Source organism: Vreelandella nigrificans, from assembly GCF_002374315.1.
Lineage (GTDB): Bacteria > Pseudomonadota > Gammaproteobacteria > Pseudomonadales > Halomonadaceae > Vreelandella > Vreelandella nigrificans.
In genome coordinates this window covers 357,866-376,788 of the sequence record NZ_NWUX01000002.1, presented here as the reverse complement: position 1 = coordinate 376,788, position 18,923 = coordinate 357,866, and the positions used below count along the sequence as shown (strand labels likewise).

Genomic DNA, 18,923 nt, shown 5'->3' with positions numbered 1-18,923 from the left:
AGCACTGTCTGAAACGCTTAAATACCGAAAAGCCGTCCCACGATTCATCGCGGGACGGCTTTTTTTGATAGGAACACTCGGCACCAGCTACTGGTAAAGGCTTGGCTCGCCTTCAGGGCGCGTTTTGAAGCGTCGATGGAGCCATAAATACTGCTCAGGATGCTTAAGGATCGCCCGCTCAATGAACTCATTCACACGGGTAGCGTCTGCCACCTCATCCCCACTGGGAAAGTTGTCAAACGCAGGCAGGCACTCAATCGTATAGGTTCGATTATCCGGATTGCGGTGGAACATTAGCGGCACCACAGGAGCCCCAGTCATGCGGGCGATCTTGCCAGTTAAACGAATAGTCGCTGCCTGCTGACCAAAGAGCGATGCAAATATACTCACCTCATGGCCAAAGTCCTGATCCGGCGAATACCAGACAATATGGCCTGCCTTGATCCGCCGAACCACTCCACGCAAGTCGTGACGGTCGATTGCCTGACCAAAAATACGTGAGCGCGCACGGGTCATAAACTTCTCAAACAACGGATTATTGTGCGGGCGATACACTACATCAGCTGGGAAGAACAATGAGTGCAGCGCCCCACCCAGGTCTAGCGTTGAGAAGTGAATACCCACTACCAGCACGCCCTTTCCCTGGGCCTTCGCACGGGCAAGGTGTTCTTGCCCATGATACGCCACACGATGGCGTAAACCTTCAGCATCACGGCACCAGCCAGTGGCTGTTTCAACTAGGCCTATTCCATTAGCGATAAAGGTTTCTTTAACCAACTTGCGCTGCTGCTCGGCACTTTTTTCAGGGAAGCAGAGAGCAATATTGGTTGCGGTAATCTTCCGACGCCGCTTAACAAAGCGCCAGGCCAGCAGGCCGATCGTCTTTCCGACCCAAATTTTCAACCGCCAAGGCAACCAAGCAGCAACATACATCGCAGCAATTGCCAACCACGTCGACCAGTAGCGTGGATGGGCAAACGAACGGGGATACGACTTTTTGGACATACTAATAACCGTTTAAATCCGGGCACCATGATAGTGCCTGGGAACTCTAGGCAATACCCCTGTTAACAGGGTATAGCTAATCGTGTCGCAATAACGGGCCACCTCGTCAATCGGTAGCACTGTGCCATCACTCGAAGCCCCCCATAACACTACTTCACTACCGATAGTAGCCTCAGGGATATCGGTTACATCAACCGTCAACATATCCATAGAGACCTTACCGGCAATCGCACATCGCTTGCCATTGACTAGCACAGGGGTCCCATCGACCGCATGACGGTCATAACCATCACCATAGCCTGCAGCCACCACCGCGATCCTAGAGCGTCGCTCTGCGCGCCAACGGCCGCCATATCCAACTTGCTCGCCGATGCCCAGTTCGCGCAGCGCGATAATTTCCGAGCGTAAACTCATTACTGGGCGCAGCTGCTGGGTTACTTCATTTGCCACTTCCAGCGGGTCGCTACCGTAGAGCATAACGCCAGGACGATTCCAATCCCCATGGGCGGTTGGCCAAGCCAGGGTAGCAGGCGAGTTGGCCAAGCAGAGGGGAGCATTCAACTGCTCGGCTAACCTCTTCAATACGACCATCTGCTGGTTAAAATAGCTGCCTTCGCGTGCATCCGCTGTAGCAAAGTGGCTCATTAAATGCAATGCCGTCACTTGCGGCGCATTGGCCAAACGCTGCCAAACCGACGGCGCTTCTTCCGGGGAGAAACCTAAACGATGCATCCCCGAATCAACCTTGAGCCATACAGGAATAGGCTGGCGGGGTGAAAATGCCAATAATGCAGCGACTTGCCACTCGCTATGAACACTGATCCAGAACTCATGCTGGTCGACAAGCGCCAGCTCTTCGGCACTAAAAATACCCTCTAGGAGGATAATCGGCTTTTTTATGCCCCCGGCACGAAGAGCAAGGGCTTCTTCGATGCAAGCCACGGCAAAAGCGGGCACATCGGCTTCCAGGGCCTGCGCGCACGCAAGGGCACCATGGCCATAGGCATCGGCTTTAATCACTGCTACCGAACGGCTTTGAGGCGCGCAACTACACGCCAACTGATAATTATGACGCAACGCGTCTAAGTCAATATGAGCCGCTAGCGGGCGCATCATTTTTCTCGCTTACCATAAATAGTTCAACGTTAATGAAAAAGCCTTACCTAAAACCAGCGCACCGAGTAATCAACTCGGTGCGCTGGTTTTGCTCTGCTCTAATATGCTCAGCGGTAGCAAGTGGCTCTTAAGACTGCGAAACTTATCAGTAGCACACTAGCTCTCGAAAATAGCCTCCAGGGATAAGCCCTGTTTTTCAAGCGAACGGCGTAGCTTCTTTAATGCTTCAACCTGAATTTGACGAACCCGTTCACGGGTAAGCCCTATCTCCGCTCCCACTTCTTCCAGCGTTGCAGCTTCGTGACCGCGCAGACCAAAGCGTCGTACAACCACTTCACGTTGCTTTTCGCTCAACTCGTCGAGCCAGAGGTCGACGTGCTCACGCACATCACCATCAACTAAACATGCCTCAGGGCCTTGCACGTCATCATCAGTCAGCGTGTCGATCAGCGGCTTATCACTTTCACCACCCATCGGGTAATCTACTGATGAGACGCGCTCATTAAGCCCCAGCATTTTCTTAACAGTTTCAACTGGCTTGTCGAGATGGTCGGCAATCTCTTCTGCAGTGGCTTCATGATCCAGTTTTTGGGTCAGTTCACGAGCCGCCCGCAAGTAGATATTAAGCTCTTTCACCACATGAATCGGCAAACGGATGGTACGCGTCTGGTTCATTAGCGCACGCTCTATGGTTTGACGGATCCACCAGGTCGCATAGGTTGAAAAACGAAAACCGCGTTCCGGGTCAAACTTCTCCACCGCACGAATAAGCCCCAGATTGCCCTCTTCGATCAGATCCAATAGCGTTAAACCGCGATTAAGGTAACGTCTTGCTATTTTAACCACCAAACGCAAATTGGATTCAATCATGCGTGAGCGACCCAATGGGTCACCTTTGCGGGCTAAACGGCCGTAATATACCTCTTCCTCTGGAGTTAGCAGCGGCGAAAAGCCAATTTCGTTGAGGTAAATTTGCGTTGCATCCAAGCTTTGAGTCGATTGACGGTCTTCGCGCCCCAACGCTTTCTCGAAGGCTTCCTCTTCTGCAGTGACATCATCATCTGCATCATCTACAGCCTCCTCTACAGCGTCCAGGTCAATCTCCTGCAGATCCTTCTCCAGCATACTCATAATCTTACCCCCGTTATTTCGCCTACCCGCCATCTTGAAAAGTGAAAGTGCTCGCACTCCATGTACGCGTTCACCGTTATTGTTATATGACGCCCTTTACTCAGCTATTCGGGTGTTACCGGTAAGCGCGGTTGCTTACCGTTCCTGATCAGTACCTACGAAGCCATCTAATGGTTAACGAGACGGCAGGTAATTCAGCGGGTTTTGGGGTTGCCCATCACGGCGAACCTCAAAGTGCAGCTTGACGCTATCTGCATCGCTATCACCCATGGTGGCAATTACCTCGCCAGCCTCAACGACATCATTCTCTTTAACATTTAAACTATCATTATGAGCATAAGCACTGAGATATTGGTCATTGTGCTTAAGTAGTATCAAGTTGCCATACCCTCGAACGCCACTGCCTGCATAAACAATAATACCAGGCCCAGCAGCTCTAACAGGTTGCCCCTTTTGTCCAGCGATATCAATCCCAGCGGTGATTGAGCCACCCTGGCCAAATTCGCCGGTGACTTTGCCATCGGTCGGCCACCGCCAGTTAACCTCATCTACTGGGGTAAAGGTACGAGAGGAGCGATCAGCTTGCGCGCTTCGGCTAGGCTGGGCAGCGGCAGGAGCGGGCTCTCGAGCAGCAGGCTCTGGCTCACGAACCGGCTCTGGTTCACGGGCTGGTTCTGGCTCAGCAGCCGGCTCTGGTTCACGAACAGGCTCTGGCTCACGGGCAGAAGAAGAGGCTTGCTCGGACGCTTGTGCAGTCGTCACTTCATCACTGGTGCCAGAGCGAGAACTGGTTTCAGTTGATGTACTCTCGGCCACCTGCTGAGCGGCCTCCAGTGCTGAGCGCTCTGCCGTCAAACGCTGGTTCCGCTCAATGGCACTCTCATCAGGTAATAGCCAATCTAACTCTTGGTCGTTGCTTGCTACAGCAGTGGCTGGCGGCTTTAATCCCGTCGCTACAACACCCGACGCCGGACGGCTTGAGGCCTCGCTTGCTGGCTGAGCACTTCCCCCACCCGCTCCTTCACGTAACGCGATGGTTTGTCCCGGGTAAATTTGATAGGGAGCACTAATATTGTTAAGTGCTGCTAGCTGGCGATAATCGAGGTTGTGTTGCCATGCGATACCGTACAGCGTATCACCCGCCTTCACCGTGTACTGCGGCGAACCGTCTACCGCACGACGCGCCTCGCTTAAATCACGTACTTGGGGGGTACTTTGTTGCTGATTGGCGCAACCGCTAATCGCCAACGCTAACACAGACATCATGAAAACCTTACGCATACAAACCCTGCTCCTTTTCAACGCCGCGCATGTGATCTGCTAAACGGTGCTCGCTGCGTGACGGTTAAGTAACACCACCAGCAGCACACCACCAGCCATAAGTGCAACCACACCCGCTACTTGTGCCGATGCCCCAGTTAGTACGGCGTAATCATTTGGTAATAGATAACGATAGGCTAACGGTATCATTTGCCCTTCAGGCCCGATTTGGTAGCGTAACAGCTCTCTCCAGGGCCAGAGAACCGGTAACGAGCCAACAATAAAGCCCAGCAGCAACTGTAACGTGGAGTCGTGATGACGACGCAGTAACCACGATAGCAAGCGGGAAAAAAGTGCCAAGCCAATCACACATCCCATGCCAAACAAAACAATAATACCGATATCGAAGCTGCGGATAGCGCCCATGATGGTGCCGTAGAGTCCCATCGTGAGCAATAAAAAGCTACCAGAAACACCTGGCAGAAGCATGGCGCTAATCGCAATAGCACCTGCCAACATGACAACCAACGCCTCGTTTCCGACTAACAAAACCAGCGGCATCATGCCCGGTAAGGCTTGCGCTAAAAGCAAACCAACCGCTAGAGGAAACAGGTACCAGATTTTCCAGCCATGCCCAGCCTTGCCCACCACTAATGCTGAGGCCGCTACTAAGCCAAAAAAGAAACCATCCAGCAGCAGGGGGTACACTTCCATAAGCCAGAGTGCCAAATGGGCCACACTGACCAGACTTACCGCCACTCCTAAAAGAAGCGGAATCAAAAATGCTAAATTTAAGTGCTGGCTAACACCAGCCACACCTTTGTTTTGCCAAGCCACAAGCACGCTAGGGCCAAACTGCTTAATGGTATTGATAAGCTCTTCATAGATACCCGTAATGAAGGCGATGGTGCCGCCTGAAACGCCCGGTACCGCATCAGCAGCCCCCATACCGGCGCCTTTTAAAAACAGACCTAAAGATCGACGCTTCAATCCACCACTCCTTGCAAAAGGGGTACAAAACGCACGGGTTCGAGCCGCCGCTTTTCGAAAGCACCACCCACGCGCTTTATCTGGGTAAGCCACTGGCTGCCATCAGGCTCTTCTAAGGGGGCTATCAACACGCCGTCACGACTGAGCTGCTCAAGCAAGGCTTCTGGCAGTGTTTGCGCACAGGCTGTCAGTAAAATAACGTCAAAGGGAGCAACCTCTGGCCAACCATCACCACCGTCCGCTACCGTCAGAGTTGCCGCTGCATCAAGCCTCCATAACCGTTCAGCAGCACGCTCGTGTAGGGCATAAATACGCTCTATGGAGTATAGCGAGGCAACTAAGCGCGATAAAATAAGCGTTTGATAGCCAGAGCCGGTGCCTACCTCGAGCACATGGCGTGGCTGTGAACGCAGCACTAGCTCCGTCATTCGCGCAACCGTAAGCGGTTGCGATAGCGTCTGACCAAAACCTATCGGCAGCGCGGTATCTTCATAGGCGTGGTGGGCCAGCGCCTCATCAACAAACAGGTGCCTTGGCTCACTGGCCATCACCTCCAACACCCGGGTATCACGGATACCCTGCTGAACAAGCCGCTCAACCATACGGTCTCGAGTACGCTGAGAGGTCATCCCTCGCCCGCGAAGCTCAACCGGTGATAGCTCAGGCAAAAGCATCCAACCAATCCTGTACATCGCTGCGTGCCGGGTGGCGCGTTAGGTCAGTCTGTAATGGCGTAATTGATACGTACCCTGCTTCAATGGCTGCAAAGTCGGTGTCTTCACCATCGTCAGCGTTCGCAGCCACTGGCGCTATCCAGTAACGGGTGCGCCCACGCGGATCCTTCACTGGCACCGGTTTCTCTGCTGGCCCACGATAGCCCAAACGAGTCACTTTAACGCCTTTAATTTCTTCCCACGGCACATCTGGAACATTTACATTTAATAGCGTGCGCGGCGGCAGCGACAGCTGTTCGGCAGCGCCAATCAAGCTGGCCGCCACTTTAGCCGCAGTAGCAAAATAGCGCTCACCGCACAACGACATGGCAATAGCGGTCATGCCTAAATTACGCCCTTCCATCGCCGCTGCCACTGTGCCGGAATAGAGCACATCATCACCAAGGTTGCTACCGTGGTTAATACCCGAAATAACCAGATCAGGACGCTCGTTCCAAACACCGTTAACACCTAGGTAGACGCAGTCAGCAGGCGTGCCATCAACGCTGTAAAAGCCATTATCCAAGGCGGTTAGTGAGAGTGGCCGCGAAAGTGTAAGCGAATTACTAGCGCCGCTGCGGTCACGGTCAGGGGCCACTACACGCAGGTTTGCATGAGCCGCCAACGCATCATGCAATGCCCGTAGGCCCGGCGCATGGACTCCATCATCGTTGGAAAGCAGCAATCGCCGCATTAGCGTCTCCTTGAGATAAACCGTATTTAGATATGCCCTGCTGGCACTCGTTAAACAAAATCGGGATGATCAATCAGCTCACTTACCACGGCCGTGGCAAAACTCCCCCGCGGTAGCGCGAATGAGAGCTGCACGGCATTTTGCTCTCTAATAAGCTGGGGAGCCACCAGCTTGACCCTCAGCGCCCGCTGAGCACGCTTAACACCGCTCTTTTCTAACCCTTCACAAAGATTGGGGTGTTGTTGCTGCAGCTGTGATTCATAAACGGCTATTTGCTTTTCTGCTCTGTGGCCAACGCCCCAAAGCACGCCCGTGGGGTGAAGGTCTAACTCACCAGCACGGGTAACTAAGTTATCATCAACCTCATCAATGCTAAACACACTTTGGGTGCCGTCGAGCATTAATGTGTCACCCGCCAAGGGCTGGCACCATGTGCCATCCTTAAGACGAGCACTCAATAATTCGTTAAACAAGAAGCTTCGCGCGGTCGATAACATCATCCCCTGACGATCATCACGCTTGCGCCATCCCTTAGCGAGCAGCGCTTCCGCACGCTGCAAGTTGCGCCCACCAGGGCCAAACCGCTGGGGACCAAAGTAGTTTGCCACACCAGAGCTACACAGCGCTTGCCAACGCTGCTCAAAGTCATCGGATTGCACGGCTTCGCCGCTCAACTTTAACGTGAAGTGGTTAGTACGATGCACACCTCTTTTCAGCTTCCTAGGATGGCGGGCCTGCTCTAAAACGGTGATACCAAGGATCGCTAACGAGGCCGCTAACTCTGCTGGCGCATCACGCCCCGGTAGGTGAACGCTTAGCCATTGACGAGTAACCGCTACGCGATCTTTCATTCCTGAATAGCCAATATCCCTAGGTGTCACGCCACATATCCGGCTTACGCTTTTCACCACATCTAACGTGGTTTGATCTCGCTTTTCAAGCCGTAGCCATAAGTGCTCCCCATGGGCTTCAGGGGTAAAATCCAACTGTTCGTCAACAATGAAATCTTCTGGCTGAGCGCGGTAGCTGCCAGGTTTAGGTGCCCCTAGCTGACCATCCAGCAAGCGCTGCCACGATGGTAAATTAAGCATTCAAAACCTCTAGCCGATCAACTAGTACGACAGCTTCAGCAGCAATCCCCTCACCACGCCCGGTAAACCCAAGCCGCTCGGTAGTGGTGGCTTTCACATTCACCTGCCCAATGCTTACGCCCATGTCTTCGGCAATCACCGCTCGCATAGCGTCAGTATGTGGCGCCATTTTAGGCGCCTGGGCCATAATAGTGGCATCCAGGTTAACCACCCCATAGCCTGCATCACGCACAAGCTTTACCACGCGACGTAGCAGGTCCCGACTATCAGCGCCTTTCCATGCAGCATCAGTATCAGGAAAGTGGTGTCCAATATCGCCTAGCGCACAGGCGCCGAGCAGTGCATCACTGACTGTATGCAACAACACATCACCATCGGAGTGGGCCACAAAACCGTGCTCAAACGGCAGCTTTACACCGCCAATCATTAAATGGTCACCAGGCCCAAAACGGTGTACATCAAATCCATGCCCTATTCGCATTAGCAACTCCTTTCAGGTACATATCCTTTCAGATACACAGGCCACTTGTGATGCCATAATCGCGCTGGCAAGGGCGAGATCGCCGGGGTGGGTGACTTTTACATTATCTCTACGCCCACTCACTAAGAGCGGGGTTCTACCCAATGCTTCAACAGCGGACGCCTCATCGGTGACGATACAGCCATTATCAACAGCGTATTCGAGGGCTTCGCGCAAAAGTGCATAACGAAATCCCTGAGGCGTTAAAGCGTGCCATAAGCCATCCCGAGGCACGGTTGCCACACTCAGCTGGTCGACGGAAGCGCGTTTCATGGTATCAGCCACCGGCATGGCCAGTAGCGCGCCATCAGGATGCTCACTGGCCGCCTGATAAAGGGCTCGTAAATCTTCTGGGGTAACACAAGGCCTCGCCACGTCGTGCACCATCACGACATCTGCGGCTTGCGCTGGCATTGCCTGCAAGGCATTTAATACACTACCCATACGCTCGACGCCCCCGGTAACGCGCTGCCAGTGGGGGAAAGGCACCCAGGCTGGATTAAACCACTGGTCGTCGTTGTCTAGGCAGAGGACTAGCTGTGCTTGTGGAAAAGCCGCGTATAGGCGCTGGAGAGTATGCGTAAGAATCGATTGCTCAGCAATTTCGAGGTACTGCTTGGGTTTATCAGCCCCCATGCGTTTACCTTGGCCCGCAGCCGGAACAATCAGCCACAGTGAGTCGCTCATTGTTCCGCCCTTTCATTAGTTCGGCCTGACTGCACCACTAACCCCGCATTAAGACCAATGAGTTCTGTTTCAATTGCAACACCTGGCACCCAGAAAAATTGCTCATCGCTACGCACCATACCCATATCACTGCGGGCGCGCTCTTCGATAGCATCTAGGCCGGTTTTAAGATCGGTGACTTCTGCCGCTAGGCGTGCATTTCGATCACGCAGTGGCACATTGGCAGCCTCTTGCACGGCAACACGCTCTTCTACCAATTGAAGATCCTGCCACCCACCATTGCCTAACCATAGTTGGTACTGAAGAAGCCCCAACACGGCAAGCAGCGCAACCACTAGCCATTTATGCATCACCGAGTTCCTTGTTGACAGCGTAAACGGCGCGCATTATGCCATTAAGGAGGCATGCCCAGCGAGCCACTCCGCTACTTTAACTTTAATAACAGATAAGTAACCTTAAACCTGCATTCATCGCCACGTAAATTACTTAAAGGGCAACGCCTTTTTGGCCCCCAGGCGGTACGCATTGACGTGTACCGCTTCTTGCTCACAGAATTGTGTAACAGCTGCCGCCAAACCTGGGTGGGCTACGTAATGCAACGAGCACACGCGCTGAGGTGCAAACCCACGAACCAGTTTATGTTCCCCCTGTGTACCAGGGTCAAACAGCGTTAATCCCCGGGCTAAGCAGTACTCAATACCTTGGTAGTAACAGGCCTCAAAATGCAGGCAATCAGCCACCACCTCACTGCCCCAATAACGGCCATAGAGCGCGGTCTCACTCCGAAAGTAGAGCGCTGCCGCTACTGGCTGATCATCCAGGAGGGCCTGCACCAATACCAGTGCTTCAGGCATGGTCTGGCGCAAGCGCTCAAAAAATTCTCGGTTTAGGTACGGGGACCTGCCTCGCTCATGATAGGTAATGGTATAGCAGCGATAAAAATGCGCCATTGCCGCTTGTGTTATCTCGCCACCCTCTAAAAGACGCATGATGATCCCTTGCTCAGCAACCAAGCGGCGCTCCCGTTTGATCATTTTGCGGCGCTTAGAGGTAAGGCTTGCCAAGAAACCATCAAAGTCTTTAAAACCACGATCACGCCACTGGAACTGCACCCCCTCTCGGGCAATCAGGCCAGGAAACTGGTGCCGCCATGCAGCTACTTCCTGCTCTTCAGCAAATAGCAGATGCCAGCTGGATAGCGAGCGCTCAGCACACTGCACTTGCCAAGCTGAAGCAAGTTGCGCGCGCACCTCGTCAGCATCTACATCCGCGGCTATCAGACTACGCGGCCCAGGAACCGGTGTGAATGGGATTGCACTTAGCGCCTTGGGGTAATAGTCCCCACCTACACGCTCCAATGCCTCTGCCCAGCCCCAGTCAAACACATATTCACCGTAAGAGTGGTGTTTGCGGTACATGGGCAGCGCCCCCACTAATCGCCCTGCCTGCCAAACGCTCAGGTGACATGGTTCCCAGCCGCTCTTGCTACTCACTGAGCCGCTGCTCTCCAGCGCCTGTAAAAAGGCGTGACGCAAAAATGGATGCTCTTTACTTACCAACGCGTCCCATTGGCTTGCCGCGACTGCCTCAATGGCAGGTAGAATAGCGTGTGATAGCGAGCGTGAAGGCATGGCGTCTCTCAAGGGCGTCAGCTAAAACAACCGGTAATTAATAGCGCACCACTCTACCATTACCACTAACGCTCAACGATGGTAACTACGCTATTAGTTAGGTATTTCTCGCGGCGTACCATTCATCATGCGTTTATCAAGGAGAAACCATGCAACGCGATCTAACCGGCATTTTTCACGCTCAACAGGATGCCTTTACCCAGGCACCTTTTCCCTCACTGACGATCCGACGCGAGCGACTAGGCCGCTTAGCCCGCATGACCAAACGCCATCAACACGACATAGTGCGAGCTATTCAAACAGACTTTGGCCAGCGTAGTGAAACAGAGATACGGCTGGCTGAAATTAGCGCTGTGCTGCAAGCCATTACTTATACCCGGCGCCGCTTATGGCACTGGATGCGCCCTCAACGAGCAGGCATGCCCTGGCGCTTGTTACCTGCCAAAGCGCGTATTGCGCCTCAGCCACTTGGCGTTGTCGGTGTAATGGCTCCTTGGAACTACCCCTGGAGCCTAGCATTAATGCCTGTGATAGATGCCTTTGCAGCCGGTAATGTGGTGATGCTCAAACCCAGTGAGTATGCCTCTCACACCAGCGCACTGCTCGCCAAACTCATTCCGCAATACTTCACTGAAGAGGAGTTTAGCGTTATAGAGGGTGGCGTAGATGTGGCTGAAGTATTTAGCGCCCTGCCTTTTGATCATCTGCTGTTTACGGGTTCAACCCAGGTGGGCCGCAAAGTTGCACTGGCAGCGGCAGCTAATTTAACGCCTGTCACCCTAGAGCTGGGTGGCAAATCACCTGCTATTGTGGCTGCAGATGCTGATTTAGAGCACGCCGCCGCGGCCATTGTATTTGGCAAAGGAATGAATGCTGGGCAAACTTGTATCGCACCCGATTATGTATTGGTGGAAAGCCGCTCTTTAGAAGCGATGATAAAGGCACTAACCCAGGCCATAGCCCATCAGCGACCTAACGATAAAGAAGCAACGTCAGCTATTAGCGAGCGTCATCAACAGCGTATCGATAGCCTACTCAATGAAGCGCGTGATCATGGCTGCCGCATCATTGACGCAGGCCCCCACGCTCCTGTCTTAATTATTGACCCTACTCAAGACCTAGCGGTCATGCGCGAAGAAATTTTTGGCCGCTGCCTACCGGTAATAGCCGTTAAAAGCTTCGACGATGCCATTGGCTATGTAAATGCTCGCGCGCATCCACTCGCGCTTTATGCATTCACGAATGACAAAACACTTCAATCTACATTACTCCAACGGACCCGCTCAGGAGCACTCGTCTTTAATGAAACACTGCTTCATCACGCAGTGCCATCACTCCCTTTTGGCGGCGTTGGGGAAAGTGGCATGGGTACCTACCACGGGCGCCATGGATTTGAGCGTTTCAGCCATCTGCGCGGTATCTTCTATCAAGCCAAAAAACCAACTAGCCGCTTACTCAGGCCTCCTTACCGCCGTTGGTTATTGAAGCTACTTGGGCTTGGTTAACGATAATGATTAAAGCTAACCGCCAAATGCCAGGTATTGGCAAAGCGCCACTGTGGTTCAGTGCCTCATAATGCGTTAGAAGCGCGTAAAACCAGAGCCAAGGCTTCGTTTTTTGCCCTAGAGACCACTGAGTCGGGCATAATGAGTGGCATGCACAACACACGTGCAATTTGCTAACGTTAAGATTACCGTCACGATTGATGATGTTGGGACCGCCTATCCGTCCCTTGCCCATGTCAAAGCATTGTCTTTTAAAACATTAAATTGGCCGTACCTTTGTAATGAACCAGAAAGTTGTAATGAACTAGAAATTTATGATGAATCAAAAAGATAGCACAGAAGAATCATCTGAGTTCTTTACGTGGTGCGAAGAGTGGGCACCCAACCAACCCCTGACCACTGACATGGAGTCTATTTAATGGCGCATGACCTGCTTGACCGCTTACGCGAACGCTTGGAAGAGCTAAATCGCTCAGAACGCAAAGTCGCCAACGTTATTCTTGAAGACCCGGCGGCTGCAACTAGCCTGAGCATCGCAAGCCTTGCCCAAGCGGCCAGCGTCAGCGAGCCTACGGTCAATCGCTTCTGCCGTAACTTTGGCGCCAAAGGCTTCCCGGATTTTAAGATCAAGCTTGCTCAAAGCCTCGCAGGGGGAACCCCCTACGTTACTCGAGCGGTTGAGCCTGGCGACTCCGCTACCCAATATACCCATAAAATCTTTGGTGCCACTATCGCCGCCTTAGATGAAGCCCAGCGTGAAGTCGATATGGCGGCTGTAGAGCGTATGGTCGACTATCTTACTCAGGCGAAACAGGTGCACTTTTTCGGGCTTGGGGCATCCGGCGCTGTTGCTCAAGACGCCCAACACAAGTTTTTCCGCTTTAACTTACCCGTCATGGCCTATGTGGATGTGCTTATGCAGCGCATGGTAGCCGCAGCTTGCCATACCGGGGATGTGGTCGTGATTATTTCTTATACAGGTCGCACGAGGGAATTAGTCGATATCGCTCGTGTAGCACGAGAAGCTGGCGCCGTGGTGCTTGGCATTACCGCCCCGGACTCTCCGCTTTCTCAAGAGTGTACCGCTACACTCGAAGTCTCCACACCGGAAGACACCGACCACTATATGCCGATGACCTCACGGGTCATTCAGCTAACCCTGATTGATACGCTGGCAACCGGAGTTACGCTACGACGCGGCGAAGACTTTCTGCCGCACCTGAAGAAAATCAAGGACAGCTTGCGCGATACCCGATTCCCAGTGGAGAAAACCGGCAAGTAATCGGCAAGCTGCCCAGGATCAGTGGCCGCACTATTGTTAATGGCCATTAGTTAATAATAGTTAGTTAACAACCGTCAGTTAACAACAGCCTGCTAGTAACAATGCTAGTAACGACCAGTTAGTAACGAACAGTTAGTAACGAACAGCTAGCCACAATTAGTTGCTAACAGCGGCGGTTACAGTAATTTCTACTTTTAGCTCATCGGCCGGCAGCGGCGCGCATACACAGGTACGCGCCGGTGCATAGCCTTCCGGTACCCACGCATCCCATACTTCGTTCATGGCGGCAAAGTCGCCCCCCTCTTTAAGATAGATAGTGGCGCTTAAGAGCTGCTCACGGCTTGAGCCAATCTCTTTTAGTAGCTCATCAACCCGCGCCAGCATGCTTTCAGTTTGCTCTTTGATGCCTTCGTGACGGGCTTCAGGGCCTGATACCTGACCGCATAGGTAGGCCACACCTTGATGGATAACAGCACGGCTCATACGGGCTTTTGTATCATGGCGTTGAATTGTCATAGGTAAAACTCCTGGGTAATGCCAAAAAAAGCAGTGTAAACCGCCTGCACTTTGCTGCCTACAGTTGCGTACTTAGGGACACGCGGTGGGCACCGGCCGGTGCTCAAATACGCGACGTAATACAAAACTGGTATGGGCGCCGGTGACACCCTCAATGCGGTTAATTACATGTAGCAGTAAGTGCTGATAATCGTCCATATCCCGCACCAAAATTTTAAGCTGAAAATCAGCGTCCTGGCCGGTAATAATCAAGCACTCGATCACATTGGGGATGTCTCGAATATGGCGCTCGAAATTATCAAAACGCTCTGGAGTGTGCTTATCCATGGAAATGTGCAGCAGTGCCATTAGCTGATAACCCAGCTGCCGCGCATCAATCTCAGCCCGATACTGAGTAATTAGCCCATTCTCTTCCAGCGCCCGCACCCGGCGTAGGCATGGCGATGGTGATAGGCCAATACGCTCAGCAAGCTCCTGATTGCTGATACGCCCCTCCTGCTGAAGCACATCCAGTATACGGCGATCAAAGCGATCAAGCTCAAGGGGGGTTACTGGCATAACAGACAACTCCTGCCAAAAAAAATAATATACCCAGCATTATCTGCCAAATAAAACCCAGAAAGCCACATTTTAGCAATAACTTTTCGTAACGATTCAATTAAACTGTATTGACTGCCACAAGCAGCCCATTTGGAGCCTTATCCAGCAACCTCCGCTAAGCGGCTTACGCCACAAGCGGCCGCACTCTACAATGCTTAATTATCAGGAAGTTCGCCATGTCTGCTTTTGATCATCGCAAGTATCGCCCAGCTCCACGCGTCCCCGCGTTTAATCGCCAATGGCCCGACCGCGACCTTACCAAGGCGCCGATTTGGGTCAGTGAAGACCTACGCGATGGCAATCAAGCGCTACTTGAGCCGATGACCGTTGCGCAAAAGCAACGTTTTTGGCAGCAGATCATCAAAGTCGGCATTAAAGAGGTGATGGTAGGCTTCCCCTCGGCCAGCCAGCCCGACTACGATTTTGTGCGCTGGTTAATTGAAGAGGATCAGATTCCAGAAGACGTGACAATTGCGGTGCTGGTGCAGTGTCGTGAACACCTGATCGAAAAAACCTTTGAGTCACTGGTAGGCGTTAAACGCGCCATTATCCACCTCTATAACTCCACCTCGACTATTCAGCGCGAACGGGTATTCGAAATGGACCGCGATGGCATTACCGACATTGCCGTGCAGGGCGCAACCTGGGTGAAAACCTATGCAGCTCAGCACCCCGGTGTTAACTGGTGCTTCCAATACTCACCAGAGAGCTTTTCAAGTACCGAGATCGACTTCTCCCTGGCGATTTGTGAAGCCGTTATGGATGTGTGGCAACCCACACCTGAAAACAAGTGCATTCTTAATCTACCCACCACTGTGGAAGTCGCAGGACCACACCATCACGCAGATCAGATCGAATATTTCTGCCAGCATATCAGCCGCCGAGACAGTGTGATTATTTCTGTGCACACACATAATGACCGAGGCGGCGCAGTAGCCTCAGCAGAGCTGGCATTATTAGCGGGCGCTGACCGTGTCGAAGGCACTTTGCTGGGTAACGGCGAACGCACAGGCAATATGGATATTGTTACCTTGGCGATGAACCTCTACAGCCAAGGCATCGATCCTGAGCTTGATCTCTCTAACCCTGATGAAATTGTCCAGGTGGTGCATGAGTGTACTGGCATCACCGTACACCCTCGCCACCCGTGGGTTGGTGAGATGGTCTACACCGCGTTTTCTGGCAGTCACCAGGATGCTATTCGCAAATCACTCAAGCATCAAAAGCCCGACGAGCCGTGGCAAGTGGCTTACTTACCTATTGATCCCCACGATATTGGCCGCGACTACCAAGCCGTTATTCGGGTGAACAGTCAGTCGGGCAAGGGCGGCATGGCCTTTCTGCTGGAGCGGGACTACGGTATTAACCTGCCTCGCTGGATGATGCTGGCACTTGCCCCTTGCGTTCAACAGGAGAGTGAGCGTCGCAACAGCGAGCTTTCTAGTGAAATCATTCGCCAAGTAATGTTCGATAACTTTGCTTACGATGCGCCCCTTTCACTAGCTGACTACCAGCTGTCCAAAGGACAGTATGAGGGTATCGACGTTACCTTGTGGCAAGGTAAAGAAACACTGCGGCTTGCAGGCACGGGCAATGGCGCAATGTCGTCATTTACCGATGCGTGGAAAAAACACTCAGGCAGCCATGTGGCTATTATTGACTACAGCGAACATTCCCTTGGCGGCAGCAGCGAGGCGAATGCGATTGCCTTTGTGCAGCTCAATATTGATGGGCAACGCATCTGTGCCGTCGCGGAAGATAGCGATACCGTTAGCGCGTCATTGAAGGCAGTGTTGTCAGGCATCAACGTTGCCCAGGCAACCGCCCAGCGCCAGCTTGAAGGCACTGCGTTGGAGGCATAACTGCAACGATTATTCAGCACACTCAATACATTTCAGTACTAACGGGTCCCAGGTGAGGCGTTTGGCCCCTATCCATTCGCCACACTCAATACACTCTCCGAAGCGCTCTTGATCGATGCGCTGTAACGCGCCGCTAATACGCTTAAGCGTCATTTGGCGGCGCTGCTCTTCTGCCTTTGCCATTGCCTGACCCTGCAGCGCATCCATGCGTGACAGCCGCCCCACTGAAGTCTGGTCAAGCACCACCGTCTCTCGGGAAGACGCACTTTCAAGGCTTTCTTCTCTCACTGAAACATCCAGTGCCAGTAGCTTTTGGCGTAACGCAGCAATGTCTACCTCAGGGTGATTCATCTGCGTCTCCTATATAGCTCCAAAACAGCTAGTGGCTCTAGAGCAGATAGTGGCTTAAGTACAGAGAGTGATTAAGTACAGAGAGTAATTAAGTACAGAGAGTGATTAAGTACAGAGAGTGATTAAGTACAGAGAGTGATTAAGTACAGATAGCGGCTTCAGCGCAGAATCAGCACCGGCAAGTGGGCATTGCGCAACATGGCGGTGGTCGTACTACCCAATAGCAGGTGGCGAATGCGTGAGTGGCCATACGCCCCCATCACTAGCAAATTGATCCCCTGTTCCTGCTTATAGGCTCGTAGTGTTTCCTCAACTTCACCCGCGCGGATTGCCCCCTTAGCCTCATGGCCAGCAACCTGTAATATTTCGAGTGCCCAATGTAGCTGTGAACGATTTTCGGCAGTTTCAGCACCCACAATGACCACATGACAAGTCGCCCCTGCAAATAGCGGGCTTTTGGCTAGCATCTCAACACCTTTGCGAGCTGTTTTACTTCCATCAAACGCCATCATCACATTGCTGGGCGGGGTGAATTGCTTGGAAACCATCAACACCGGGCGATGCATTTCGCGCACCACGCGCTCCAGGTTGGAACCTATATGCCCGCTGGCTTGGAGCGCCGTTTCACCGCGCTTGCCTAACACCAGCAAACGCACCTCTTTTTCGTTCTCAACCAGCGTTTCCACCAGCGGTCCGTTGCGCTGAAGGCACAGTGGATCAGGTATACCGGCTTCCTTTGCACGAACTTTTGCCTCATCAAGTATTAACCGCCCCCGTTCACGAGCAACTTTTGCACGCTGTTCTTCGATATCCGATAATTTTTCCAGTAGATGTTCTCGGGTGCCTAGGCCTAAATTTCCGGTTAGATCAGGCTCTGCCACCTGGGGATGGTTGTCCAAGACATGAATAAAGCTTAATGGTGCACCCAGGGCTTTAGCGGCCCAGGCTGCATAGTCACAGACGCTCTCTGAATACTGAGACCCATCAATTGCTGCTAGCACGCGATCAGACATGAAGGCTTCTCCTGGAGCGGGTGCATAAACGCTGTTGTTATTCTCACCCTTTTTTACACGAACTTATTGCTCAACGACACTTTTACACGTTTTTACTACATATACTTTTAGCTCTCTACTCAGGTGATACAATTAGCGACTCATCATGCAGCCAGCAAAAAAGGAGTAAGCATGGGGCATGGCTTCGCAAGCTTACTGTTAGTGGCGCTGGGTGGAGCGCTGGGCGGCATGGGGCGCTTCGCAGTTTCTAATCTCATAGCCCATCTACTGGGTAAAGCTTTTCCTTGGGGCACTCTCATCGTGAATGCCAGCGGAGCCTTGATAGCAGGCTGGCTGCTGGGTTACTACGGGATGCCAGCCGCGCAGCCGCTATGGTTATTCGCCGTAGCAGGGCTACTGGGTGGCTACACCACTGTTTCATCGTTTAGCTTACAAACCCTTGAGCTTTGGCAAAGTGGTCATTCGCTGCGCGCTGCCATTAACATTGCCGCGACGCTCATATTAGGTCTTGCAATGGGCACGTTGGGCTGGCTGCTGGGTATGGGGGTACGATGAGCTGGAAAGCCTATTTAGCCGTCGGCGTTGGCAGTGGTATTGGCAGCGTACTGCGCTATGCTGTGTCACTTGCATCTTTTGCAGCTCTTGGAGGTTACTTTCCCTGGGGCACTCTGCTAGTTAACGTACTAGGCTCAGGGTTAATTGGCTGGCTAGCTGCAACTGCCTCACGCTTTCCTCATACCAGCCTCGCACGCTGGCAACCGCTACTCGTGGCTGGTTTCTGCGGTGGTTTTACCACGTTCTCGCTATTTAGCCTGGAGACTCTGTATCTGATTCAGCAAGGACATCCAGCATTAGCACTACTTTATGTAATGATCAGCCTACCGTTATGGTTACTGGCTGCCTGGTTAGGAGAACGCATGGCACTTTCTCGACCCACTACTCAATAGCCCGCCATT

General features: G+C 52.7%; 21 protein-coding genes. 5 read left to right on the top strand and 16 right to left on the bottom strand.

The features are described 5' to 3' along the window. Positions 1-87: 87 nt before the first annotated feature. From lpxL to CPA45_RS04880, 12 genes are all read right to left on the bottom strand, one after another. Positions 88-1,005 (bottom strand): LpxL/LpxP family Kdo(2)-lipid IV(A) lauroyl/palmitoleoyl acyltransferase, encoded by a 918-nt coding sequence (lpxL, locus tag CPA45_RS04935; protein WP_096650499.1) that lies wholly within the window; start codon positions 1,003-1,005, stop codon positions 88-90. Between the two features lie 12 nt (positions 1,006-1,017). Then, the gene (gene alr / locus CPA45_RS04930; RefSeq protein ID WP_096650603.1) at positions 1,018-2,118 is read right to left on the bottom strand and encodes an alanine racemase; all 1,101 of its coding nucleotides are present in this window, start codon (positions 2,116-2,118) and stop codon (positions 1,018-1,020) included. Positions 2,119-2,277: 159 nt separating this feature from the next. Then, complete coding sequence (gene rpoS, locus CPA45_RS04925; protein WP_096650498.1) at positions 2,278-3,252, bottom strand: RNA polymerase sigma factor RpoS; 975 nt, start codon at positions 3,250-3,252, stop codon at positions 2,278-2,280. Between the two features lie 174 nt (positions 3,253-3,426). Further along, positions 3,427-4,533 (bottom strand): peptidoglycan DD-metalloendopeptidase family protein, encoded by a 1,107-nt coding sequence (locus tag CPA45_RS04920; protein ID WP_096650497.1) that lies wholly within the window; start codon positions 4,531-4,533, stop codon positions 3,427-3,429. Between the two features lie 39 nt (positions 4,534-4,572). Next, on the bottom strand, positions 4,573-5,502 hold the full coding sequence (locus tag CPA45_RS04915) for a DUF368 domain-containing protein (RefSeq protein WP_096650496.1): 930 nt from the start codon (positions 5,500-5,502) through the stop codon (positions 4,573-4,575). Then, on the bottom strand, positions 5,499-6,176 hold the full coding sequence (locus tag CPA45_RS04910; RefSeq protein WP_096650495.1) for a protein-L-isoaspartate(D-aspartate) O-methyltransferase: 678 nt from the start codon (positions 6,174-6,176) through the stop codon (positions 5,499-5,501). The genes CPA45_RS04915 and CPA45_RS04910 overlap by 4 nt, the downstream gene beginning before the upstream one ends. After that, complete coding sequence (gene surE / locus CPA45_RS04905) at positions 6,163-6,909, bottom strand: 5'/3'-nucleotidase SurE (protein WP_096650494.1); 747 nt, start codon at positions 6,907-6,909, stop codon at positions 6,163-6,165. The genes CPA45_RS04910 and surE overlap by 14 nt, the downstream gene beginning before the upstream one ends. Before the next feature lie 50 nt (positions 6,910-6,959). Further along, positions 6,960-8,000, bottom strand: a complete 1,041-nt coding sequence (gene truD / locus CPA45_RS04900) for a tRNA pseudouridine(13) synthase TruD (RefSeq protein ID WP_096650493.1) — start codon at positions 7,998-8,000, stop codon at positions 6,960-6,962. Beyond that, positions 7,993-8,481 carry a 2-C-methyl-D-erythritol 2,4-cyclodiphosphate synthase gene (gene ispF / locus CPA45_RS04895; protein ID WP_096650492.1) on the bottom strand — a complete coding sequence of 163 codons (489 nt, stop codon included), beginning with the start codon at positions 8,479-8,481 and terminating at the stop codon, positions 7,993-7,995. Before ispF ends, truD begins: the two co-directional genes overlap by 8 nt. Positions 8,482-8,493: 12 nt before the next feature. Further along, entirely contained in the window at positions 8,494-9,207 is a 714-nt protein-coding gene (gene ispD / locus CPA45_RS04890; protein ID WP_096650491.1) for a 2-C-methyl-D-erythritol 4-phosphate cytidylyltransferase, read from the bottom strand. Beyond that, a complete protein-coding gene (gene ftsB / locus CPA45_RS04885) occupies positions 9,204-9,557 on the bottom strand; it encodes a cell division protein FtsB (protein ID WP_096650490.1) in 354 nt (117 codons plus the stop codon). Before ftsB ends, ispD begins: the two co-directional genes overlap by 4 nt. A 132-nt stretch (positions 9,558-9,689) precedes the next feature. Then, on the bottom strand, positions 9,690-10,838 hold the full coding sequence (locus tag CPA45_RS04880) for a GNAT family N-acetyltransferase (RefSeq protein WP_096650489.1): 1,149 nt from the start codon (positions 10,836-10,838) through the stop codon (positions 9,690-9,692). 149 nt (positions 10,839-10,987) lie between these two features. Between CPA45_RS04880 and CPA45_RS04875 the strand changes: the two genes are divergently transcribed. Then, positions 10,988-12,343, top strand: a complete 1,356-nt coding sequence (locus tag CPA45_RS04875; RefSeq protein WP_096650488.1) for a coniferyl aldehyde dehydrogenase — start codon at positions 10,988-10,990, stop codon at positions 12,341-12,343. A 418-nt stretch (positions 12,344-12,761) separates the two neighbouring features. After that, positions 12,762-13,625 (top strand): MurR/RpiR family transcriptional regulator, encoded by an 864-nt coding sequence (locus tag CPA45_RS04870; protein WP_096650487.1) that lies wholly within the window; start codon positions 12,762-12,764, stop codon positions 13,623-13,625. A gap of 156 nt (positions 13,626-13,781) precedes the next feature. Here CPA45_RS04870 and CPA45_RS04865 read toward each other — a convergent pair whose 3' ends face one another. Together CPA45_RS04865 and CPA45_RS04860 are read right to left on the bottom strand one after the other, a co-directional pair. Further along, complete coding sequence (locus CPA45_RS04865) at positions 13,782-14,141, bottom strand: RidA family protein (protein WP_096650486.1); 360 nt, start codon at positions 14,139-14,141, stop codon at positions 13,782-13,784. Between the two features lie 72 nt (positions 14,142-14,213). After that, the gene (locus CPA45_RS04860; RefSeq protein WP_096650485.1) at positions 14,214-14,699 is read right to left on the bottom strand and encodes an Lrp/AsnC family transcriptional regulator; all 486 of its coding nucleotides are present in this window, start codon (positions 14,697-14,699) and stop codon (positions 14,214-14,216) included. 218 nt (positions 14,700-14,917) lie between these two features. Between CPA45_RS04860 and CPA45_RS04855 the strand changes: the two genes are divergently transcribed. Continuing rightward, complete coding sequence (locus tag CPA45_RS04855; RefSeq protein WP_096650484.1) at positions 14,918-16,603, top strand: 2-isopropylmalate synthase; 1,686 nt, start codon at positions 14,918-14,920, stop codon at positions 16,601-16,603. A gap of 9 nt (positions 16,604-16,612) precedes the next feature. Here CPA45_RS04855 and CPA45_RS04850 read toward each other — a convergent pair whose 3' ends face one another. Beyond that, positions 16,613-16,954 (bottom strand): TraR/DksA family transcriptional regulator, encoded by a 342-nt coding sequence (locus CPA45_RS04850; protein WP_096650483.1) that lies wholly within the window; start codon positions 16,952-16,954, stop codon positions 16,613-16,615. Positions 16,955-17,112: 158 nt separating this feature from the next. Beyond that, positions 17,113-17,967: a universal stress protein gene (locus tag CPA45_RS04845; protein WP_096650482.1), complete on the bottom strand. Its 855-nt coding sequence runs from the start codon at positions 17,965-17,967 to the stop codon at positions 17,113-17,115. Positions 17,968-18,138: 171 nt separating this feature from the next. Here CPA45_RS04845 and CPA45_RS04840 point away from each other — a divergent pair, with 171 nt between their 5' ends. After that, entirely contained in the window at positions 18,139-18,522 is a 384-nt protein-coding gene (locus CPA45_RS04840) for a fluoride efflux transporter FluC (RefSeq protein ID WP_096650481.1), read from the top strand. Next, the gene (crcB, locus tag CPA45_RS04835; RefSeq protein WP_096650480.1) at positions 18,519-18,914 is read left to right on the top strand and encodes a fluoride efflux transporter CrcB; all 396 of its coding nucleotides are present in this window, start codon (positions 18,519-18,521) and stop codon (positions 18,912-18,914) included. The genes CPA45_RS04840 and crcB overlap by 4 nt, the downstream gene beginning before the upstream one ends. The last annotated feature ends 9 nt before the right edge of the window (positions 18,915-18,923 follow it).